The sequence below is a fragment of the Bacillus cereus group sp. N11 genome (assembly GCF_016483605.1).
In the GTDB taxonomy this organism is placed as follows: Bacteria; Bacillota; Bacilli; order Bacillales; family Bacillaceae_G; genus Bacillus_A; species Bacillus_A toyonensis.
The window spans coordinates 31,661-55,234 of sequence record NZ_JAEHBN010000027.1; the positions used below are offsets into that span (position 1 = coordinate 31,661).

Here is a 23,574-nt window from a genome sequence, read left to right on the forward strand (position 1 = left end):
CCTCTTTCACAATCTTTAGATGAGGGGTAACTGCGCATTAAACTATCATTTCACTTTATTCAGCTTCTTGCTCTAATAAACGAATACCATTACCAGCTAAAAAGTGGTCTGGCTGAATTTCAGTTGCTTTCTTAAATAAAGTAAGAGCTTTCTCGTTATTTTCTTCAAATACGTACGCAACACCTAAATTATAATACGCATCTGCATGCTCTTCATCCATTTCTAATACCTTTTCAAAATAAGGTTTTGCCTCTTGAATATGTTCTAGTCGCGCGAAGCAAAGTCCGCATTGGAAAACAGCTTCTACATCGTCTTCATCTAATTCCGTCGCCCTTTGTAAAAACGGTAATGCAAGACGATCATTTCCAAGTTGCACATGTGTAATACCTAACATAAATGTTACATCAGCTGACTGTAAGCCCGATTGCATTGCTTGTTCAAATACAGATTTTGCCTCTGCAAATTGCTCTTGACCGTAATATACGTTTCCTAAGCCATAATAAGCAGCCGCAGATTTATCATCTAACTCTAATGCACGCTTATAAAATAAAATTGCTCGTTCACTATCACCTAATACATCTAATAAATTCGCAAAGTTAATATATCCAAGCGCATCTTTCGGATTTTCTTCGATTGCTTCTGTAAAATTTTTAGCTGCTTCTTCCCAGTTTCCTTCTTGCATATATTGAATACCTGTTTCAAGTTTGTTTGACATGTCCTTCACCTCTACAACAAATTATAACAAAGAATGTATTTTCCAAGCGAACGAAAATTCGCTTTATGTAAAAGAAACCTCTAACCGCTAATCGGCAGAGGCTTCTCGTTTTATCCTAAATAATCTAATTTCTTACCACTATGATATACTTCATCAATTGTAGCGCCGCCTAAGCACTCATCTCCATCATAGAAAACAACTGCTTGGCCTGGCGTAATCGCACGAATTGGCTCATCACAAAGAATACGAACTGTATTTTCATCAACAATTTGAACCGTTACTTTATTATCTGCTTGACGATAGCGGAATTTCGCTGTGCATTTAAATTCTGTTTCTTTTGCTTTGTTACTTACCCATCCTACATTCGTAGCGATAACTTCATCACCATATAGAAGTTCATTATGGAATCCTTGATCAACATATAAAATGTTGTCTTTTAAGTTTTTCCCAACAGCGAACCATGGATCACCGTTACCACCAATACCAAGGCCATGACGTTGTCCAATTGTATAGTACATTAAACCGTCATGTTTTCCTTTCACTTCACCAGATAACGTTTGCATCACACCTGGTTGCGCTGGTAAATAGTTACTTAAGAAATCTTTAAAGTTACGCTCGCCAATGAAGCAAATACCAGTACTATCTTTTTTCGCCGCTGTCGCTAAACCAGCTTCTGTCGCCATTTCGCGAATTTGCGGTTTCTTTAATTCACCTAATGGGAACATTGTTTTTGATAATTGCTCTTGGCTTAATTGATTCAAGAAATACGTTTGGTCTTTATTGTCATCAACGCCGCGAAGCATTTTATATTCGCCGTCCATATAAGCAACACGTGCATAATGGCCTGTCGCTACATAATCAGCACCAAGCGCAATTGCATGCTCTAAAAATGCTTTAAATTTAATTTCTTTGTTACACATTACATCTGGGTTTGGTGTACGACCAGCTCGGTACTCATCTAAGAAGTACGTAAATACTTTGTCCCAGTATTGTTTTTCAAAGTTTACTGCATAATACGGAATACCGATTTGGTTACACACTTCAATTACATCATTGTAATCTTCTGTTGCTGTGCAGACACCATTCTCATCTGTATCATCCCAGTTTTTCATAAAAATTCCGATCACATCATAACCTTGCTCTTTTAATAAAAGAGCTGCTACAGATGAATCGACGCCACCGGACATCCCGATGACAACGCGTGTTTCGTGAGGTAGTTTGTTCATCATGTCACCTCCCATGCTAATTTTGTGTTAATCGCTTCACGATTTTCACTGTTTCGTACGCCGCTTTTTCAATTTGCTCTTTCGTATTTCCAAGACCGAAACTAAAGCGTACGGATGAACGTATTTGATCGGAGTCTTTTCCGAACATCGCCACTAATACATGTGATGGATCAATCGAACCAGCTGTACAAGCAGAACCACTTGATACTGCAATGCCAGCTAAGTCTAAGTTCACAAGAAATGGTTCAATGTTCATTCCTGTAAAACTGATATTCAACACATGTGGTAAGCGATATTCCAAGTTTCCGTTTACCTCGAAAGTAATGCCTTCATTTTTGAAGACAGATACCATTATATCTTTAAACTCTTCATATTGGGCATTTTTTTGCTCACGAGTTTTTTCAGCTAAAAGAATTGCATGTTGAAGTCCGACAATACTAGGTACATTTTCAGTACCAGCACGGCGTTTTCTTTCTTGCTCTCCGCCTATTAATAACGGTTCAAATTTCAAATTTGCACTAGCGTATAAGAACCCTACGCCTTTTGGCCCGTTAATTTTGTGCGCTGAAATTGATAATAAATCAATCCCAAACTCTTTCACATTTATTTCTACTAAACCGTAAGCTTGTACCGCATCTGTATGAAAATAAGCTTGATGCTCTTTTAGCAGTTTTCCTATTTCCGCAATCGATTGCATCGTCCCTACTTCATTATTCCCAAACATAATAGATACAAGAATTGTCTCTTCTGTTAATGCCTTTTGTATGTCAGAAAGTTGAACACGCCCCGTTTCATCGACAGGTAAATATGTCACTTCAAACCCTTCACGCTCAAGCAATTCACACGTATGCAAAATCGCATGATGTTCAATTTCCGTCGTTATAATGTGGTTACCTTTATGACGGTTTGCGCGTGCTACACCTATAAGCGCTAAATTATCAGCTTCTGTACCACCGCTCGTGAATATAATTTCATTCGGGTTCGCATGGATGCTTTTTGCACACACGCGTCTCGCCTCATCTACTGCATGGCGCGCTTGACGTCCATAAAAGTGAATACTAGACGGGTTTCCGAATGTTTCTGTCATATATGGAATCATCTTTTCGACCACTTCTGGGTGAGTCGGAGATGTCGCAGCATGATCTAAGTAAATGCGTTCCATTAAATCTCCTTCTTTCCAAATCGTTTCACAAGGAATTAAATGTAAAACATATAGCCCCCGTGATTTTCTTCCTCATAACGCACTAAATCTTCTAAAGTTGTACTATCTAACACTTCTTGCACCGCATCTCGAACACGCATCCATAATTGGCGCTGTGCTGGTTCTTCTTCTTCTATCATTTCTACAACACTAATTGGACCCTCTAGTACACGGATTACATCCCCAGCTGTAATGTTAGCCGGTTGATCAGATAATACATATCCGCCATATGCACCACGCGTACTCTTTACAAGACGAGCGTTACGAAGTGGTGAAATTAATTGTTCTAAGTAATGTTCCGATAAGTCATGTGCCTGTGCGATTGATTTTAATGAAATCGGACCTTCACCAAACTTTTTTGCAAGATCGATCATAATTGTTAAGCCGTAGCGGCCTTTTGTTGAAATCTTCATCTATTTTGCACCTCTTTTCAAATTTTCACTTCTATTGGTTATATCTTATTTATCCCGCTATTTGCGGGCAGTAAAACTCCCACCTCAAAATTCGGCTGGAGCAAAGAAGTTAGGTAGGGGATAAACAAAACCCCCACTGATTAAAGTTTCACTTTATAAAAGAACACAATTTAAAATCCTATGAAATTATAGCATAATATAGTATTATAAGAAATTTCAACTTGTGTATCAAAATGATAACATAAAATCGTATTGAAAAACTCGGAAATTATTAAAATTGAAAGAAAAATGAAAATATTCATATTCATCTTTCCCATAAAACAGCATCCTATTTCAAATTCCACTAAAAAAAATGATACGATAGAATGAGATTATATAGTAAGGGAGACGGTAAAAATGAAACAACCACTCGCACATCGAATGCGCCCTACAAATATTCAAGAAATTATTGGACAACAGCATTTAGTTGGTGAAGGAAAGATTTTATGGCGAATGGTCCAAGCAAATCATTTTCAATCTATGATTTTATACGGTCCTCCAGGTACAGGAAAAACATCAATAGCTAGCGCAATTGCGGGAAGTACTGGAACACCGTTTCGCCTATTAAATGCTGTTACTCACAATAAAAAAGATATGGAAGTTGTCGTACAAGAAGCGAAGATGCATCGACACCTCGTTTTAATTTTAGATGAAGTTCACAGGTTAGATAAGGCGAAACAAGACTTTCTATTACCTCATTTAGAAAGTGGACTCCTTACTTTAATCGGTGCAACGACGAGTAATCCATTCCATGCGATAAACTCTGCTATCCGAAGCAGATGTCAAATCTTCGAGTTACACGCACTAACAGAAGATGATATTTTAATTGGTTTAAAACGAGCTCTTGAAGATAAAGAAAAAGGGCTTGGGGAATATGATGTAACTGTTACGGATGGAGCATTACATCACTTTGCAAATGCATCAGGCGGAGATATGCGTTCAGCTTATAATGCACTTGAATTAGCTGTTTTATCTAGCTTTACAACTGACGACAAAGCTGCGGAAATCACGCTAGAAATCGCAGAAGAATGCTTACAAAAAAAGAGTTTCGTTCATGACAAAGGTGGAGATGCTCATTATGACGTATTATCGGCATTTCAAAAATCAGTGCGCGGAAGTGATGTAAATGCAGCACTTCATTATTTAGCACGCCTTATTGAAGCAGGTGATTTACAAAGTATCGGTAGACGCCTTCTTATTATGGCATATGAAGATATCGGACTTGCTAGCCCGCAAGCTGGACCGCGCACACTTGCAGCGATCGAGTCAGCTGAACGAGTTGGATTCCCAGAGGCACGCATACCACTTGCAAATGCCGTTATCGAGCTATGCCTATCACCAAAATCAAATTCAGCTTATAAAGCACTTGATGCTGCATTGCACGATTTACGTAACGGTCAAACAGGTGACATTCCAGGTCATTTAAAAGACAGTCACTATAAAGGCGCTGAATCGTTAGGTCGAGGCATTGGATACTTATATCCACATGACCATCCAAATGGCTGGGTACACCAACAATACTTACCTGATAAAATAAAAAACAAGCAATATTATAAACCGAAAACAACAGGGAAATTTGAGCAAGCACTTTCTACTGTTTATGAAAGATTACAAAGTTCGAATAAAACGAAAAATAAAGGGTAACATAAACGAAAACGTCACCATTACGGAGGCTTCGCTTATGAAAACACGTCAAGATGCATGGACAAGAGAAGACGATCTCCTTTTAGCAGAAACTGTTTTACGACATATTCGTAGCGGCAGTACACAAATCAAAGCATTCGATGAAGTTGGCGATGCTTTGAACCGCACTTCAGCAGCTTGCGGTTTTAGATGGAATGCTGAAGTACGAGCGAATTACGAAGATGCGGTACAGATTGCAAAAAAACAACGTAAAGAATTAAAACGTTCTGAAGCTAAAATAGAAAAAGAGCAGTTTACACAAACTCAGCAGCTCGTAATCGATGCCGAGTTTTCAGAAAATATCACGCCAAGTCAACAGGAACTTACAATGCAAAATGTCATCTCATTTTTGCAAAACATGGAACATAATAACCCTTCAACCGCAAAGTTGCAAACTGAAAATGAGGTATTACAAGATCAGCTTAATTCCTTGCAAAAAACGAATCATGAACTTGAAGCAAAATTAGCGGTACTCACAAAAAAACAACAAGCAATCGAAGAAGATTATGCAATGCTTGTTAGAATTATGGATCGTGCTCGAAAACTTGTTTCAGTTGAAGAACAAGAAGAACAGATTGCTCCCATTTTCAAAACCGATCAAAACGGGAATTTAGATATTATTTATTCTGCAGAGAATTAAAAACAAGGATGTCACTTTTTTGATTAAGTGACATCCTTGTTTGTTTTCGGTGAACCGTATATAGATATATCGGTAAATGAAATTATATCAACGATTTTTCGAATATATCTATCGTAACTTGCAATATATCAACGATTTTTCAAATATATCTATCACAACTTGCAATATATCAACGATTCGAAAAAGAATATCGATTTAACGACAAAAATTGACAATAATATTTCTCCCTGTCATACAAGGAAACTCCCAAAATATATTAGATAATTTTTACTGTAATGTCATTATAACTCTTGGCCTTCTCGTCCTGACTTTAGCTCTCTTCACCATTAACAGTCTAAAAAAGACATCCGCCTATAAATCAGATAAATATGATCATTACTTACTAACCTTACTTACATTTGAACTAGTAGTGATGCAAATATCAATAATTCTTTAAAACATAGAAAAAGCATATATCCGAAATGGATATATGCTTTCCTTTTATTCTTGCCCTACACGCTTCACTTCTACATTTTTAATACGCTCACGTACAACGTGACTTGCCATAATTAAGCCTGCCACAGATGGTACGAATGCATTTGAAGAAGGTGGTAATTTCGCCTTACGAATTTTTGCATTTTCGTCTGGTACGATTTCTTTACGTACTTCTTCACGAATTACGATTGGGTTTTCGTCAGAGAAGACAACTTTTACACCTTTTTTAATACCCTCTTTACGAAGCTTCGTACGAATTACTTTCGCAATCGGATCCGTATGTGTTTTAGAAATGTCCGCAATACGGAAACGAGTTGGGTCCATTTTATTTGCTGCACCCATACATGAGATAATTTTAATTTTACGACGTAAACATTGTTTAATTAAATGGATTTTGAACGTAATCGTATCAGATGCATCCACTACGAAATCTAAACCGTGTTTAAAGAACTCTTCATATGTTTCATCTGTATAAAACATTTCTAATCCAATTACTTCACATTCCGGATTAATGTCTGCAATACGCTCTTTCATTAATTCTACTTTTGAACGTCCTACAGTAGATACTAATGCGTGAATTTGACGGTTTACGTTTGTAATATCTACAACGTCTTTATCAACTAATACGAGACGTCCTACGCCAGAACGTGCTAACGCTTCAGCTGAAAATGATCCTACGCCGCCAATTCCTAAAATACCGACTGTACTATTTTTTAATATTTCAAGTCCTTCTTTACCGAAGGCTAATTCATTACGTGAAAATTGATGTAACATTCAGCTCTACACTCCTATTACAAAAATGGTCTACCATGTATTCTAGCGTTTTTCCGACTATTTGTATAGAAAAAGTTATAGAATTCCTAAAAATACATATTTCAAACAAAAACATAATATAAACCGGACTTTTATTTCTTCCTACATACACGTTTTAAAAGGAGGATTCAGAGGGCCGAGCAGATCGAGGCGCTGATGCTAGGAGGAGCGCAGTGTAGCTTTACTACTCGAGCACCGGACTGGCGAAGCAACGACGAAATGCGACAGTTATTTAAACCGGACTTTTTAAACTTCCTCTCAAAAAAAGTCTAGACGGCTATAGTATAACCATCTAGACCCTATTCTTACTTCTCTTCTTTCAAGCTTAATTTTAAGTTCAGTTCTTCAAGCTGAGCTTCTGCAACTGGGCTTGGAGCTTCTGTTAATAAGCAGCTTGCGCTTGCTGTTTTCGGGAATGCAATTGTATCACGAAGGTTCGTACGACCTGCAAGTAACATAACAAGACGGTCTAAACCTAATGCAATTCCGCCGTGTGGTGGTGTACCGTATTCGAATGCTTCTAATAAGAATCCGAATTGTTCTTGCGCTTCTTCTTGTGAGAATCCAAGTGCTTTAAACATTTTTTCTTGTACGTCACGCTCGTAAATACGAAGTGATCCGCCACCAAGCTCATAACCGTTTAATACAAGGTCATATGCTTGTGCACGTGCTTTTTCTGGTGCTGTTTCTAATAGCTCAACGTCTTCACGGAATGGCATTGTGAATGGGTGGTGAGCTGCGAAGTAACGATCTGCATCTTCATCGTACTCAAGAAGTGGCCAATCAGTTACCCATAGGAAGTTAAATTTACTTTCATCTATTAACTCAAGCTCTTTACCTAAACGTAAACGAAGTGCACCTAAGCTATCTGCAACAACGCTTTTCTTATCTGCTACGAATAGTAATAAATCGCCAGCAGTAGCTTCTAATGTACTCATTAACGCTTTTGCATCTTCTTCGCCGAAGAATTTCGCAATCGGTCCTTTTAAGCCGTCTTCTTCCACTTTAAGCCAAGCTAGACCTTTTGCACCGTATACTTTTACGAATTCAGTTAATGCATCAATGTCTTTACGAGAGTATTTGCTTGCGGCACCTTTTGCATTAATTGCTTTTACTTGTCCGCCGCTTTCTACAGCACTTGTAAATACTTTAAATCCACAATCTGCTGCAAATTCAGATAGGTCTGTTAGTTCCATTTCAAAGCGTGTATCTGGCTTATCAGAACCGTAGCGAGCCATTGCATCAGCATATTTCATACGAGGGAATGGTGCACTAACTTCTACACCTTTTGCATCCTTCATGACTTTCGTCATCATACGCTCCATCATATCTAAAATTTCATCTTGCGTTAAGAATGAAGCTTCGATATCGATTTGCGTGAATTCTGGTTGACGATCCGCACGTAAATCTTCGTCACGGAAACAACGTGCTACTTGATAGTAACGCTCAAATCCGCCGACCATAAGAAGTTGTTTAAATAATTGTGGTGACTGTGGTAATGCATAGAATTCACCGTCGTGTACACGGCTTGGTACTAAATAGTCACGAGCTCCTTCTGGTGTGCTCTTCGTTAAAATTGGAGTTTCAACTTCTAAGAAGTCTTCTGTATCTAGGAAGTTACGAATTGTTTTCGTTACGTCGTGACGCATTTTGAATGTGTTAAACATTACAGGACGACGTAAATCTAAGTAACGATATTTTAAACGCACATCTTCTGATGCATCTGTATCATCAGCGATAATGATTGGTGTTGTTTTCGCTGCGTTTAATACGTTTACTCTCGTTGCTTGTACTTCAATACGACCAGTTGCCATATTGTCATTAATTGCGCCTTCACCACGTTCAACAACTGTACCTTCTACGTGCAATACGTATTCACTACGAATCGTTTCTGCTACTTCTAGTGCTTCTTTTGATGTTTCTGGGTTAAATACGACTTGCACGATACCTGTACGGTCACGTAAATCGATGAAGATTAATCCACCTAAGTCACGACGTTTTTGTACCCAACCTTTTAATTGAACTGTTTGTCCAACAGCTTCTACTGTTACTTTTCCACATGCATGTGTTCTTTCAGCCACTGTAAGTTCCCCCTATATTAATTTCTCTGCTACGTATGAAGCAAATACATCTAATGCTACTTCTTCTTGTCCGCCTGTTGCCATATCTTTTAAGTTAATGATACCTTTATCTAGCTCATCTTCCCCTAATACAGCTACAAATTTCGCATTTAAACGATCTGCTGATTTAAATTGTGCTTTCATTTTGCGATCTAAATAATCTTTTTCGACTGATAATCCAGCTTTACGAAGATCAAACGCAACTTTCGCAGCATGGTCTTTCGCTTTTTCACCAAGAGCTACAACGTAACAATCAATACTATGTTCAATTGGTAACTCAATGTTCTCAGCTTTTAGCGCCATAATTAGACGTTCAATACTCATTGCAAAACCGATACCTGGCATTTCTGGTCCACCGATTTCTTGTACAAGTCCATTATAACGGCCACCACCGCTTAATGTAGTGATAGCACCGAAACCTTCTGCCTCACTCATAATTTCAAAAACAGTGTGTTGATAGTAGTCTAAACCACGCACTAAGTTTGGATCTTTTTCAAATGGAACATCCATCATCGTTAATAGTTCTTGAACTTTATCGTAGTATACTGCTGAATCTTCGTTTAAGTATTCTGTAATAGATGGTGCTGTACCCATTAATTCATGGTTACGGTCCTTCTTACAGTCTAAAATACGAAGTGGATTCTTTTCTAAGCGAGATTGGCAATCAGAGCAGAACTCGCCGATGCGTGGCTCAAAATGAGCGATTAATGCATCGCGGTGTGCTTGACGGCTCGCTGCATCACCTAAGCTGTTTAATACAACTTTAATATTTTTTAAGCCCATGCCGCGGTAAAACTCTACAGCAAGTGCAATTACTTCTGCATCAATTGCAGGGTCGTTACTACCGATTGCTTCAATACCGAATTGTACGAATTGACGATAGCGACCTGCTTGTGGTCTTTCGTAACGGAACATTTGACCGATATAGTATAACTTTGTTGGTTGCGTTGCGTCACCGAACATTTTGTTTTCAACGTAAGAACGTACAACAGGTGCAGTACCTTCTGGACGTAATGTTAAACTGCGCTCACCACGATCTTGGAATGAATACATTTCTTTTTGTACGATATCTGTCGTATCACCAACACCACGTAAAAATAACTCAGTGTGTTCAAAAATTGGTGTGCGAATTTCTTTATAATTGTAACGACGGCAAATTTCGCGTGCTTGCCCTTCGATATACTGCCATAACTCAACAGTGCCTGGAAGAATATCTTGCGTTCCGCGTGGGATTTGAATAGACATATTCAGTTCCTCCTCAAATTGTTTTAATCTTAATAAAAATAAAAAAACTCCCGCCTCTACTGTTTGAACAGTAGGGACGAGAGTATTATACCCGTGGTGCCACCCTAATTGAAGCACGTATGCTTCCACTTTTTTAATAACGCTTAAATGTGCGTTCATCCCTACTAAGCATATATGCCGTTCAAGTTGAAACCTCTAGAGTGTCATTCAATCAGTCATCATGTAGAAATGTTTTCAGCCTAAGACATCTCTTCTCTTTCCATGTGTATCTCATTTACTCTTCTCTATCAACGGTTATATTCATATGTAAATATAAAATTACTATACGTTTGTTGAGTACGATTGTCAAGTGTTCTAAGAGCGTTCAATCTGCTTCTTAAGACGCTTTACATCTTGAAGAGAAATTCCAAACTCAGAAGCAAGCTCCATCGAAGTATTGTTTTGTTCTTTTGAAATAAAATCATGAAAATTCACGTTAAACAGTTGATTTGCACCGTTTGTAACAGAATGCCCTTTTTCATTCATACGCATACGTATATCCCTCACATTCAATATGGATGTTTTACTTTTTATTGTTCCATATTGATCAGGTAGTTATACGTATAAACGAATAACGTTATTCCATACCACTTTTATATAAATAATCCGCTCTTTGAATCATAAAGGTTGTTACAACCATTGCTGCTATTACAAATACTGCCCAAGTACTGTAACTTAGCACTGCGAAAGTAACTCCTAATGCATGTAAAAAAATAGCTAAGCTAAATCGCAATGAAAATTTCAAATCTTTAAAGATTGACCAATTCATGTACTATCTCCCCTTTTCACACATACATCCGAATGTTTTTACCATTTTTTACATTATACTATATAATGGATAACCCAAGCTATTGATTCCAAATCAACATCAGCATTCGATTTATAACAATAATAGTTACCAATCCACTCGCCAGCATAGGATGCTTCAAATGATACAACGCTGCAACATCCGCTTCAAACATGATAATCTCTAACAATACATGCAATATACCTTGTACTTCTCATTCTGCATGCGGAGCTCCAAATAGCTCCCAAATGACTGCAACAACAATCGAAAAAATAATAGCAAGTGTAATTTTTATAGCCGTTATTGTTCCTACCCGAAATCCCCAGTATCCAACAATCCCAAGAACACATAACTCTAGCATAAAACGTAAAGTTATATTGAATTCTTGAAGCATGCTACACCTTCTTTTCCTTTTATTCCCCTTCGAATTAATCCTATGATAAAGTGAAACTTTAATCAGTGGGGGTTTTGTTCATCCCCCACTGATTATCAGCCCTCACCAATCGGGCTTTTACGGGCAGCCCGACCCCCACCTAACTTCTTTGCTTCCGCTGAATTTTGAGGTGGGGTTCTTACTGCCCACAAATAGCGGGATAAATGAACAAAACATACAACAAAGTATAAAAAAGAGAGGATTATATAATCCTCTCTTCTTGGGCCATACTATTTACTTTCCACAATTAAGGTCACCGGACCATCATTGATTAAAGAAACGTCCATCATTGCACCGAACTTCCCTGTTTCTACATGCAATCCTTGTTTACGAACTTCTTCATTAAAGAAATCGTATAAATGCTCTGCATAGTCAGGTTTCGCAGCATCCATAAAGTTTGGACGTCTTCCCTTGCGGCAATCGCCATATAATGTGAATTGCGAAATTGATAGAACTTGTCCTTCTACATCGAGTACAGAATGGTTCATCTTTCCGCTCTCATCTTCAAAGATGCGTAAGTTCGCGATTTTTTCTGCAATGTACGTTGCATCTTTTTCAGTATCTTCATGCGTAATGCCAACTAGTAATGTTAAACCGAATGGAATTTGTCCTACAATCTCACCATCTACTGTGACAGACGCCTCTTTTGATCGTTGTAAAACAACTCTCATCTTTTCTACACTCCCTATTAATGCATCATGCGTCGTACTGCATAAATTTCAGGAACACGTTTAATGCGTTCTACTACTTTTTTCAAGTGTTGTAAGTTACGAATCGAGATCGACATATTAATCGTTGCCATCTTATTACGATCACTTCTACCAGAAACAGCTGAAATGTATGTTTTCGTCTCTGTAACAGCTTGCAATACTTCATTTAATAAACCACGGCGATCATAGCCTGAAATTTCGATATCAACGTTGTATTCAATTTCTTTTTCAGGGCTACCTTCCCACTCTACTTCTAATAAGCGCTCTACAGCTTCTTCTGTATGAATATTTACACAATCACGACGGTGAATCGATACGCCCCGACCTTTCGTAATATACCCAACGATATCATCACCTGGAACTGGGTTACAGCATTTTGACAAACGAATTAATAAATTGTCAGCACCACTTACCTTTACACCAGAATCCCATTTTCGAATTTTCATCGGTTTACGAACTTCTTTAACTTCAACAATTTCTTCTTCTTCACGCTGCTTACGGAACTTGTCCGTTAGTCGCGTAACAATTTGCGACGCTGTAATTCCGCTATATCCAACTGCTGCAAACATATCTTCTTCATTTGCAAAATTAAACTTCTCAGCAACACGTTTTAAATTGTCAGGAGCTAACACTTCTTTCATCTCATACTCTAGACCACGTACTTCTTTTTCAACAAGTTCACGGCCTTTTTCAATATTTTCGTCTCTACGCTGTTTCTTAAAGAATTGACGTATTTTATTTTTCGCATGAGATGTTTGAGCAAGTTTCACCCAATCTTGGCTTGGGCCATACGAATGTTTCGATGTTAAAATTTCAATGATGTCACCCGTTTTTAATTTATAATCAAGGGTCACCATTTTCCCATTTACTTTTGCACCAATTGTTTTATTCCCGATTTCTGAATGGACACGATAAGAAAAGTCAATTGGAACAGATCCAAGTGGTAATTCCATTACATCGCCTTTCGGTGTGAAGACGAATACCATGTCAGAGAATAAATCAATTTTTAATGACTCCATAAACTCTTCTGCATTAGAAGCTTCATTTTGCCATTCTAATATTTGACGGAACCAAGTTAGTTTCTTCTCTAATGTACCTGTTGTTTCTGCGGTCTTTCCTTCTTTATACGCCCAATGTGCCGCGATACCGAATTCTGCAATTTCGTGCATTTCTTTCGTACGAATTTGCACTTCTAGCGGATCACCTTTCGGTCCAATTACCGTCGTATGAAGAGATTGATATAGATTTGCTTTCGGCATTGCAATATAATCTTTGAAACGACCTGGCATTGGCTTCCAGCAAGTATGAATAATTCCAAGCACCGCGTAACAATCTTTAATACTATTTACAACGACACGTACAGCTAGTAAATCGTAAATTTCATTAAACTGTTTATTTTGCAATGCCATTTTACGATAAATACTGTAAATATGTTTTGGTCTTCCAGAAATCTCAGGTTGAATGGAAACTTCTTTTAATTTCTCACGAATACCAGTCATTACTTCATCTAAATATTCTTCACGCTCTGCACGTTTACGCTTCATTAAATTTACAATACGATAATATTGTTGCGGATTTAAGTAGCGAAGTGACGTATCCTCTAACTCCCATTTAATAGTACTAATTCCGAGTCTATGTGCTAAAGGTGCAAAGATTTCTAACGTTTCATTCGCAATGCGACGCTGCTTCTCTTGAGGCAAATGTTTCAATGTACGCATGTTATGAAGACGATCAGCTAGTTTAATTAAAATAACTCGAATATCTTGAGCCATTGCGATAAACATTTTGCGATGGTTTTCTGCTTGTTGCTGCTCATGAGATTTATATTTAATCTTTCCAAGCTTTGTAACACCATCGACAAGCATAGCGATTTCTTTATTAAATTCTCGTTCAATATCTTCTAATGTAATCTCTGTATCTTCCACTACATCATGCAAGAAACCTGCCGATACTGTAGCTGGATCCATGTGTAAATCAACTAAAATACCTGCAACTTGAATTGGGTGAATAATATATGGTTCACCCGATTTTCTATATTGTTCGCTATGTGCATCGCGTGCATATTCATAAGCACGTGCCACTAGCTCAATATCTTCATCCGCTAAATATTGACTTGCTTTCTCGAGTACCTGTTCAGCTGTTAGTACTTGCTCATTTGCCATCGAATCACCTTTTATTGAAAATTGACTTTGTATTTATTAAATAGAATAAATTATATTCTATCATTATAACCCAATGATTGTGAATTGTGAAAAGGAAAAGATTTTACTGACATTTCACCTTATTTTTTTGTTCAATTATACAAAAGTACCCGCTCCTCTCCAAGAGATTCACGGGTACTTTTTATCACCGTAGTTTTACCTATATAGTGATTAGTATTTTTCTAATACTAATACATCGTAACCATCTAACATTTTACGACCATCTAAGTAAGTAAGCTCTACTAAGAATGCAATCCCTGCTACAACTCCGCCAAGTTCTTCAACTAGCTTAATTGTTGCTTCAATTGTTCCACCTGTAGCTAATAGATCATCAGTAATTAATACGCGTTGACCTGGTTTAATTGCATCTTTATGGATTGTTAAAACATCTGTACCATATTCTTTGCCGTAGTCAACTGTAATTACTTCACGTGGTAATTTTCCTAATTTACGAACTGGCGCAAATCCTACTTCTAATGCATAAGAAACTGGGCAACCGATAATAAAACCACGAGCTTCTGGTCCTACTACAACATCGATATCTCTTTCTTTTGCATACTCAACGATTGCATCTGTTGCTGCTTTGTATGCTTTACCGTCGTTCATTAAAGGTGTAATGTCTTTAAACACAATACCTTCTTTCGGATAATCCGGTACAATTGCGATATGTTGCTTGAAATCCATATTTCTGAATCCTCCTCAGATATAAAAGGTTTGTAAATACAAATCCTTTACCCTAACTGTTCTACTTATTTATGATTACGAATCGTTTCAAACCATGTATATAGTTGCTGATATGTGCTATAAACCAATTCTTTTTCTAATTGTAAGTGGTTCATTTTCTCACGATATGTGTTCGATTCAATTAAATCACGCTTTTGTTTTTGTTCGGCCATAAAAATGACACCGTCTTTTATTGTAACAAATTCTAACTCAAAAAACACCTGTGTCATGAAATTTACTGTATCTTTTGACCAACCTTTATGGCGACATAGTTGTTCCCCATATTGTCTTAAAGAAAATGGTGATTTTTGGTTTAAGAAAGAATAGTACCATTTAAAATGTTCCCTCGTTGGGACTGTACTAAATAGATGATTGTTCTCTTGATAAAATAACGTATAGATTCTAGATGGGAATCCTACTTTAAATAAATCACGCAATTCATCTGTTCCTTTTGGCAAATCGAGTAACACGATGTATTGATCATCTAAATGAGTTACCTCTGATGCATGCACAAGATGTTCTTTATAGTCTTCTAAAGAAAACTTATTCAATACCTCTTCAGAAAAATACACCATTGTTATTTTTTCTTTCGGAAGTTCTGCTAAATTTGCTTCCACATTACGCATACTACGCCAATCAAATAATTGCCATGCCTCTACAGCAATATCTTGTACCATTAATTGTGGCTTCTTAAAATTATTCCATTCATTAATGGATGCCTCTCCTATTACAGATACCTTAGCAACTGGAGAAATTTCTTTTGCATACGCACCAAATCCGAATCCAATTGTATCCAGTGTTGCCTGTCCGTCACGAAGTGCCATTTTCAAATGTGAACCATCTGATCCGATTGCACGAATACTTTCTAATTCAGCATTTTTCACTGCAAGACGTGGTTTCGGATTTCCAACACCAAATGGCGCTAACTTTTGCATATCCTCAATTGCTGCAAGCGTTACATCTTCCACTTTACAAAATGTATCAACTGCTGTGATTGGAATAAAATCTGCTTCTGTTAAAATTGCATCCGCTTGCGCATTTAAGCGGCGACGTAACTCATCTACATCATTCATATGTAGCGTCATTCCTGCGGCCATCGGATGCCCTCCGAAGTGCGGTAATAACTCTCTACAATCCGACAAGTTTGCAAACAAATCAAATCCCGCGATACTACGTGCTGAACCCTTTGCTGTTTCTTTGACAGGATCAATGCTTAATACAATTGTTGGACGATAAAAACGTTCAACTAATTTAGAAGCGACAATTCCAATTACACCTGGATTCCAGCCTTCTTTTGCAAGCACTAACACTTTATTTTCTTCTGGCGGGAATTTATTTTCCACTTCAGCGATAGCCTCTTCTGTAATTTGCTTTACAATATCTTTTCGAAGTTTGTTCAGCTCATCAATTTCTTCAGCCAGTTCTTTCGCTTCCTCTGGGTCATCTGATAATAATAGGTGTACAGCCGGCGTAGCATCTTCTAAACGCCCAACTGCATTAATACGCGGTGCGATTGAGAATCCAATGCTTTCTTCTGTAATTTCACTTTGCGAAACGTTAGCAACTTTAAACAATGCCTTCAAACCAATATTTTTCGTCATTCGCATATGTTTTAAACCGCGCTTCACTAGCAATCTATTTTCGCCATGAAGTGATACTAAATCGGCTACCGTACCGATTACTGCAATTTCTAATAAATGTTCTGGTACACGACCTAATAGTGCATGTGCAACTTTAAACGCAACACCTACACCGGCTAAATAATGAAACGGATACACACCGCCATCTAGTTTTGGATGAATAATCGCGAGTGCTTCTGGTAATTCTGGCGGTGGCTCATGGTGATCCGTAATAATAAGATCTATTCCAAGTTCCTTCGCTACCTTCGCTTCATGTACCGCTGCGATACCAGTATCGACAGTAATAATAAGTGAGAACCCTGCACTATGCGCCCAACGAAACGCTTCTTCGTTCGGTCCATAACCTTCTGTAAAACGGTTTGGAATATAAAATTCTACCTCTGCACCTAATTCTTGCAGAGCAAGATATAAAACCGTTGTACTACTTACTCCGTCCGCATCATAATCACCAAATATTAATATTTGCTCTCCATTTTGAATCGCCTTATTTACACGTTCTACCGTTCTATCCATTCCTTCTAATAAAAACGGATCGTGAAATTCTTGATTTTCTGTATTTAAAAAATCTAAAATCTTATCTTCTGTATCTAATCCTCTACCGAGGAATAACGAAATGACAAGTGGTGATAGTTGTAACTTTTTTGCTAATTCACTCACTCGCTCTTCATTATATTCTTTTTCTTTCCAACGCGTCTTCGGTTGTAACACGAAATCACCCCTTAACCTGTTTATTATACAAGACAGATTAAGGGGTGACAATATAATGCAAACTACGATGCAATATCTATATACTAAAATGTTAATGATATTTAATTTGGAGAATACGGATTTATATGTACAAACACATTTTGTACATTATCTTGTTTCATAAGCATTTCTTTCACATGTTTTCCAATGCGGTGTCCTTCTTCTACAGTAATGTATGGATCTACAGAAACTTTAATATCGACAATAACATAGTGACCATGTTCTCTCGCATATAAAGAACCGATTTTTTTCACACCATTTACTTGCAGGACAGCTTCTCTAAGCGGAATAACATCTTCCTCATGAAGTACATGATCAAGCGTTGCATGAATCGCTTCCGCCCCAATACTCCACGCCATCTTTGCAACAAGGAGTGAAACAAATAACCCCGCAACCGGATCCGCATATACAAGCCAATCTAAACCTAGCTTACCACCGATAATAGCTGCACAAATACCGATTAAAGCTGCAATTGAAGAAAATACATCCGAACGGTGCTCATATGCATTTGCAATAATTGCATCACTATTTACCCTCTTCCCTAATCGGAATTTATATTGAAACATTCCTTCTTTCACGACAATCGAAAGAATAACAGCAAAAATCGTAATTCCTTTCGGTGGTTCTAGTTCTTGCGAAAAAGCTTTTATAGACGAAATCGCTATCTCGATGCCCACAATAAATAATAATACTGCAACAATAATCGCTGAAATCGATTCCGCTTTACCATGACCGTACGGGTGATCTTCATCTGGTGGTTGCTTTGCTGCTCGCAATCCAAAAAGTACAGCTAGCGAACCAATTACATCTGATGCAGAATGCACAGCATCCGCTAATAGTGCTTTACTGTTCCCGATATAACCAATTACCGCCTTTACAATCGCTAATATAATATTACCAACAATTCCGACAATAGCACCAAACTCGGCCTGTTTAAAACGTTCATCTTTTTCCATAATTAAAATCCCTTCTTTTCTTAACCTATCTTGTTATCCCGATTTATTGTATCAAAAACAACGATAACATCACCACTTTCTTCCATCTTTCTTCTGTAAAAAGTTGCTATCTTATTGTATCCACAAACGAAAAAAGAGATGCCTCCTAATGAGGCATCACCTTTTTATACTTGTGGTTCCGATACTTCTTTCTCAACCTTCTTCTTGTTTTTGCCCTTTTTCAAACGACGGTTTTCAAGCATTAACCAAATTTGAGAAGCAACGAAAATAGAAGAGTACGTACCTACAACTAATCCAATTAATAATGCAAGTGAGAAGTTACGCAGTGATTCACTACCGAAAATAAGTAGTGCAATTACTGGGAACAACACTGTTAAAACAGTATTAATTGAACGACCAATTGTTTGACGAATACTTGAGTTTACGATTTCTTCTAAATCTTTTAAATCACGAACTCGTTTTTTCTGTTTGTATAATTCACGGTTTCTATCAAACGTAACGATTGAGTCATTGATAGAGTAACCAATAATGGTTAATACCGCAGCGATAAACGTTAAGTCTACCTCTATTCGGAAAAGACTAAATACAACAATCATAACGAAGGCATCATGTAATAATGCGATTACTGCAGATACTGCGTACGTAAGACGGAAACGAATACTTACGTATAAAACGATTACTGCAGAAGCAATCAATACTGCGATAAATGCATTTCGTGCAATCTCTTTACCGATTGTCGGTGAAACTGTACTTACATTCGGATCTGTACCGTATTTATCGTGGAAGAATGTTTTCGTTTTCGCAATTTCATCTTTTGATAGAACACCTAATGTACGAACTGCGAAACCTTTATTGTCATCTCCAGTCGGTACAATATTTTCTTCCTTCACATCGATTTTCAATTCTTTAAAATCTTTATGAACATCAGCAACAGTAACTGCTTGTTTTGATTGCAAGTCGATACGTGTACCACTTGCAAAGTCAATACCAAGATTCATTTTGAAAATCGGTAATATAATTGCCCCAGCAATTACGACTACAATTGAGAATAAGAAGAATTTATGACCGATATTTACGAAGTTAATACGATCAAATCTCGTTGGCGGATGTACTACACCTTTTGTTAATGGAATAATATCCTTTTCCTTAACACCAAAATAAGATGGTTTTTTATCGAAGTAACGGCTCTTTACAAGTAAACCTAGTAAGAAACGAGTACCGAATACGTTCGTAATGAAACCGACTAAAATACTAACAATTAAACTTGTTGCGAAACCTTTTACAGAACTATTACCGTAAGCAAATAATACACCGGCTGCTGCAATTGTTGTAATGTTCGCATCTAAAATTGTCGCTAATGAACGATGGTTACCAGCACGAAATGCTGACATCATTGACTTACCAATTTTCAGCTCTTCCTTTAACCTCTCGTACGTAATGATATTCGCATCAACTGCGATACCTACCCCGAGCACTAATGCCGCAATACCTGGCAACGTAAGAACCGCATGCATCCAGTTAAAGACAAGTAATGTAACGAAAATGTATAAACCTAACATAATAACCGCTACAAGCCCTGGTAAACGGTAGAATACAAGCATAAATAAGAAGATAATAGCAATACCGATTGCACTAGCGAAAATCGTTTGCTCTAATGCTTGTTGACCAAATTTCGCTCCAACAGATGTTGAATACATTTCTTTTAAATCAACAGGAAGTGCACCTGCATTTAATAAAGATGAAAGTTCTTTCGCACTTTCAACTGTAAAGTTTCCACCTACGATAGATACTTCAGCTTGGTTAAACACTTGGCTTACTGTTGCTGCTGATAAAAACTTCGGATTCGGTTTTGCAGATTCTGCTTTATACGAATCTTTTCCTTCTTCAAAATCAAGCCATATTACCATTAAATTCGTTGGTGGTGGCATCTTTGAAATTTTTTCAGTTACTGCACGGAATTTTTCAGCGCTTTTTAATGTAAGACCTACGCTCGCACGGCCTTGCTCATCAAATGTTTGCTTCGCTCCGCCGCCTTTTAAATCCGTACCATCCATAAGAAGATTGTCATCCACATCACGGAATGTTAATTTCGCTTGTGTTGATAACATTTCACGTGCTTTTTGCTGATCTTGTACACCAGCAAGCTGTACACGAATTCGATTTTCTCCTTCAATTTGGATGTTCGGCTCACTTACACCGAGAACATTGACACGATTTTCAAGAGCACCTACTGTACTTACAAGTGCCTCTCGGTCAATTTTATCGCCTTTTTTGGCTGGTTTTACTTCATACAGAACTTCAAAACCACCGCGAAGGTCTAGTCCTAGACTAATTCCTTTTGCTATGTCTTTTCCTGCCGCACCAATTACGCCACCGATTAATAAAACGATGAGGAAAAAGGCGGCAATTCTCGTACCACGCTTTGCCATATGTACCCTCTTTCTGCTACTAACACTTTCAATAAATCTCTTACGATTCACTGCTATACGTGTGCATACACCTAGTTAGTAGACTTCCTTTCTATAAAATACATTTGTTTTTTGCTAGTTCATCACTAGCTGTGTCGGTAAACCTTACGCAATACCTACACTTTCATTATTTATTTTTCTTCTTCACTACCTCCTTTACATATAATCTTAGACATCGTTATTTCCTCTTTATCAATACCTATCATTATACTGCAAAAGGAAGAACAAACCAATTGCAGTCAGTTATTTATTTTCATACTCATCAAATGACCAAAGTGGTGCTTGGTATGCTTCAACAGTTAAATATGTCATATATTCATTAGGTGTTATTCTTAATACATCGTTCACTAATTCATACAACCTAACATTACTGTCTATCTTTTTCCACTTTTTCACTTTAAGGAACTTCCAAATGTCATCATCTGTCACTCGGTCATAACCGAACATTTGAAACTCCTCTACTTTACTAACTAAAACGACTTGTAACTGTCCGCGGTATGATTCTACCAAATCTTCTTTTTCTAACATACGTAACATCTCCTTATAATTTCAGCACGAAAAGTCGCTTTTATTCCCGCTCTAATGGACAGCAATAACTACTTTCAAGAGCACTATCATACTTCACTCTCTTAAATGCTTGTCATTCTTGTCTCGTACGTGCATATAAATTATTGTAAATCATTCCACTGATTTTGAGAAGGTAGGAGAAGACCATGACGAGACAAAGCTTTTTAAAAGGCGCATTTATTTTAATGATTGCCGGCTTTATTACCAAAATTCTTGGATTTATTAACCGGATTGTAATGGCACGTATACTAGGAGAAGAAGGCGTTGGCCTTTATATGATGGCCGTTCCTACATTCATTTTAGCAATTACATTAACACAAATCGGTCTTCCTGTCGCAATCGCAAAATTTGTAGCAGAAGCGGAAGCGGTGAACGATAAACAAAAAATAAAAAAAATATTAACCGTATCACTAGCTGTCACTTCCTTTATTAGCATCATTTTAACAATTGGCATTATGCTCCTCACACCTATTTTAGCGAAAACATTATTAACCGATGAAAGAACGTACTATCCATTAATGGCCATTTTACCTGTCGTTCCTGTTATTGCTGTTTCTTCTGTTTTACGCGGTTATTTCCAAGGGAAACAAAATATGAAACCTAGCGCTTATGCTCAAGTGATCGAACAAGTTGTCCGCATTACAATTATCGCTGTATGTATTCGAATATTTTTACCTTATGGCGTAGAATATGCTGCAGCCGGCGCTATGTTATCAGCCGTTCTCGGCGAAGTTGCATCCTTATTATTCTTACTCACTTTATTCCAACGTGAAAAACACTTATCTATACGCTCTAGATTTTTCACTACCGTAAAGGAGAGCAAAGGTACATTTTATTCTCTTATGGATATCGCCCTTCCAACTACAGGAAGTCGTTTAATCGGTTCTGTTTCTTATTTTTTTGAACCTATCGTCGTTATGCAAAGTTTAGCGATTGCCGGAGTTGCCGCTTCTGTCGCAACCCAGCAATACGGTATATTAAACGGTTATGCATTCCCGCTCCTATCACTACCCGCCTTCATTACATACGCTCTTTCTACAGCGCTCGTTCCTTCAATTAGTGAAGCAATGGCAAAAAGGCAACATAAATTAGTGGAGCACCGTTTACAACAAGCACTTCGAATTTCATTAATTACTGGTGGGTGGTCTGTCGTTATATTATACGTATTCGCTTCCCCTGTTTTAACTCTTATGTACGGATCAGACAGCGCAACAGCATTCATTCAGCTACTTGCACCTTGCTTTTTATTTCATTATTTTCAAAGTCCACTTACATCTGTATTGCAAGCTTTAAATTTAGCACGCGCTGCTATGATGAACACATTTATTGGCGCCATCGTGAAATTAATCGTTATTTTTGTACTAGCTTCAAAGCCAGAATTTCAAATGATGGGGGTTGCTCTCGCTATTGCAGCAAATATAGTAACAGTAACATTCCTTCACTACGCTACCGTTTTAAAAAAGATTACATTTACCATTTACGCAAAAGACTATATTTTCGGCGGACTTGCCATCGGTATTGCAGGTGCCTTCGGTTTTTACCTTCATAAGTATATTATTTTCTCTCATTCTCTTGGTATACAAACATTATGGGAAATCACTTTAACAACAATGGTTTATGTCGTTCTCCTCTTCATCTTTAAACTAATTCGAAAAGAGGAGTTAAGTCGCCTCCCTATCATTCGTAAACTTTCATTTTTGAAATAAAGTAAAACTTTCATTAGCGAGACTTTTC

At 37.5% G+C, this 23,574-nt stretch carries 19 protein-coding genes, 1 pseudogene and 1 other annotated feature; of the genes and pseudogenes, 3 read left to right on the forward strand and 17 right to left on the reverse strand.

Annotated elements, in window-relative coordinates; translation table 11 throughout:
* Nucleotides 1–55: 55 nt before the first annotated feature.
* The 4 genes from JDS98_RS27540 to cymR all read right to left on the reverse strand — a co-directional run bounded on the left by JDS98_RS27540 (nt 56) and on the right by cymR (nt 3,555).
* Nucleotides 56–715 carry a tetratricopeptide repeat protein gene (locus JDS98_RS27540; protein ID WP_000066402.1) on the reverse strand — a complete coding sequence of 220 codons (660 nt, stop codon included), beginning with the start codon at nt 713–715 and terminating at the stop codon, nt 56–58.
* 110 nt (nt 716–825) lie between these two features.
* Complete coding sequence (gene mnmA / locus JDS98_RS27545) at nt 826–1,941, reverse strand: tRNA 2-thiouridine(34) synthase MnmA (protein ID WP_001038014.1); 1,116 nt, start codon at nt 1,939–1,941, stop codon at nt 826–828.
* A 16-nt stretch (nt 1,942–1,957) separates the two neighbouring features.
* Nucleotides 1,958–3,103 carry a cysteine desulfurase family protein gene (locus JDS98_RS27550; RefSeq protein WP_000439899.1) on the reverse strand — a complete coding sequence of 382 codons (1,146 nt, stop codon included), beginning with the start codon at nt 3,101–3,103 and terminating at the stop codon, nt 1,958–1,960.
* A 35-nt stretch (nt 3,104–3,138) separates the two neighbouring features.
* Nucleotides 3,139–3,555: a cysteine metabolism transcriptional regulator CymR gene (gene cymR, locus JDS98_RS27555; protein ID WP_000704116.1), complete on the reverse strand. Its 417-nt coding sequence runs from the start codon at nt 3,553–3,555 to the stop codon at nt 3,139–3,141.
* 396 nt (nt 3,556–3,951) lie between these two features.
* Here cymR and JDS98_RS27560 point away from each other — a divergent pair, with 396 nt between their 5' ends.
* The gene (locus tag JDS98_RS27560) at nt 3,952–5,238 is read left to right on the forward strand and encodes a replication-associated recombination protein A (protein WP_000812925.1); all 1,287 of its coding nucleotides are present in this window, start codon (nt 3,952–3,954) and stop codon (nt 5,236–5,238) included.
* A gap of 37 nt (nt 5,239–5,275) precedes the next feature.
* Nucleotides 5,276–5,917, forward strand: a complete 642-nt coding sequence (locus JDS98_RS27565; protein WP_199631822.1) for an RsfA family transcriptional regulator — start codon at nt 5,276–5,278, stop codon at nt 5,915–5,917.
* A gap of 480 nt (nt 5,918–6,397) precedes the next feature.
* Here the strand turns inward: JDS98_RS27565 and JDS98_RS27570 are convergent, their stop codons facing one another.
* The 13 genes and pseudogenes from JDS98_RS27570 to JDS98_RS27630 all read right to left on the reverse strand — a co-directional run bounded on the left by JDS98_RS27570 (nt 6,398) and on the right by JDS98_RS27630 (nt 21,801).
* Complete coding sequence (locus JDS98_RS27570) at nt 6,398–7,165, reverse strand: tRNA threonylcarbamoyladenosine dehydratase (RefSeq protein WP_000903182.1); 768 nt, start codon at nt 7,163–7,165, stop codon at nt 6,398–6,400.
* Between the two features lie 344 nt (nt 7,166–7,509).
* Nucleotides 7,510–9,285, reverse strand: coding sequence for an aspartate--tRNA ligase (gene aspS, locus JDS98_RS27575; RefSeq protein ID WP_000840918.1), 1,776 nt, complete (start codon nt 9,283–9,285; stop codon nt 7,510–7,512).
* 12 nt (nt 9,286–9,297) lie between these two features.
* On the reverse strand, nt 9,298–10,569 hold the full coding sequence (hisS, locus tag JDS98_RS27580; protein ID WP_033657340.1) for a histidine--tRNA ligase: 1,272 nt from the start codon (nt 10,567–10,569) through the stop codon (nt 9,298–9,300).
* 69 nt (nt 10,570–10,638) lie between these two features.
* Nucleotides 10,639–10,869, reverse strand: a binding site (T-box leader).
* 54 nt (nt 10,870–10,923) lie between these two features.
* On the reverse strand, nt 10,924–11,100 hold the full coding sequence (locus JDS98_RS27585) for a hypothetical protein (RefSeq protein WP_001242605.1): 177 nt from the start codon (nt 11,098–11,100) through the stop codon (nt 10,924–10,926).
* 85 nt (nt 11,101–11,185) lie between these two features.
* Nucleotides 11,186–11,377 carry a hypothetical protein gene (locus tag JDS98_RS27590; RefSeq protein WP_001104578.1) on the reverse strand — a complete coding sequence of 64 codons (192 nt, stop codon included), beginning with the start codon at nt 11,375–11,377 and terminating at the stop codon, nt 11,186–11,188.
* Between the two features lie 79 nt (nt 11,378–11,456).
* Nucleotides 11,457–11,789, reverse strand: a pseudogene (locus tag JDS98_RS27595) (YrdB family protein).
* A gap of 269 nt (nt 11,790–12,058) precedes the next feature.
* The gene (locus JDS98_RS27600) at nt 12,059–12,499 is read right to left on the reverse strand and encodes a D-tyrosyl-tRNA(Tyr) deacylase (protein ID WP_001266954.1); all 441 of its coding nucleotides are present in this window, start codon (nt 12,497–12,499) and stop codon (nt 12,059–12,061) included.
* A 17-nt stretch (nt 12,500–12,516) separates the two neighbouring features.
* Nucleotides 12,517–14,700: a GTP diphosphokinase gene (gene relA / locus JDS98_RS27605; protein ID WP_001262799.1), complete on the reverse strand. Its 2,184-nt coding sequence runs from the start codon at nt 14,698–14,700 to the stop codon at nt 12,517–12,519.
* A 210-nt stretch (nt 14,701–14,910) separates the two neighbouring features.
* On the reverse strand, nt 14,911–15,423 hold the full coding sequence (locus JDS98_RS27610; RefSeq protein ID WP_000346217.1) for an adenine phosphoribosyltransferase: 513 nt from the start codon (nt 15,421–15,423) through the stop codon (nt 14,911–14,913).
* Nucleotides 15,424–15,488: 65 nt separating this feature from the next.
* Entirely contained in the window at nt 15,489–17,810 is a 2,322-nt protein-coding gene (gene recJ, locus JDS98_RS27615) for a single-stranded-DNA-specific exonuclease RecJ (RefSeq protein ID WP_000941246.1), read from the reverse strand.
* Nucleotides 17,811–17,911: 101 nt separating this feature from the next.
* Complete coding sequence (locus tag JDS98_RS27620; RefSeq protein WP_000409731.1) at nt 17,912–18,805, reverse strand: cation diffusion facilitator family transporter; 894 nt, start codon at nt 18,803–18,805, stop codon at nt 17,912–17,914.
* Between the two features lie 164 nt (nt 18,806–18,969).
* Nucleotides 18,970–21,234 (reverse strand): protein translocase subunit SecDF, encoded by a 2,265-nt coding sequence (gene secDF / locus JDS98_RS27625; RefSeq protein ID WP_001119093.1) that lies wholly within the window; start codon nt 21,232–21,234, stop codon nt 18,970–18,972.
* A 282-nt stretch (nt 21,235–21,516) separates the two neighbouring features.
* Nucleotides 21,517–21,801, reverse strand: a complete 285-nt coding sequence (locus tag JDS98_RS27630) for a post-transcriptional regulator (RefSeq protein ID WP_000890217.1) — start codon at nt 21,799–21,801, stop codon at nt 21,517–21,519.
* 185 nt (nt 21,802–21,986) lie between these two features.
* On the opposite strand from JDS98_RS27630, the gene spoVB reads away from it, so the two are divergent.
* Nucleotides 21,987–23,546 (forward strand): stage V sporulation protein B, encoded by a 1,560-nt coding sequence (gene spoVB / locus JDS98_RS27635; RefSeq protein WP_087950719.1) that lies wholly within the window; start codon nt 21,987–21,989, stop codon nt 23,544–23,546.
* The last annotated feature ends 28 nt before the right edge of the window (nt 23,547–23,574 follow it).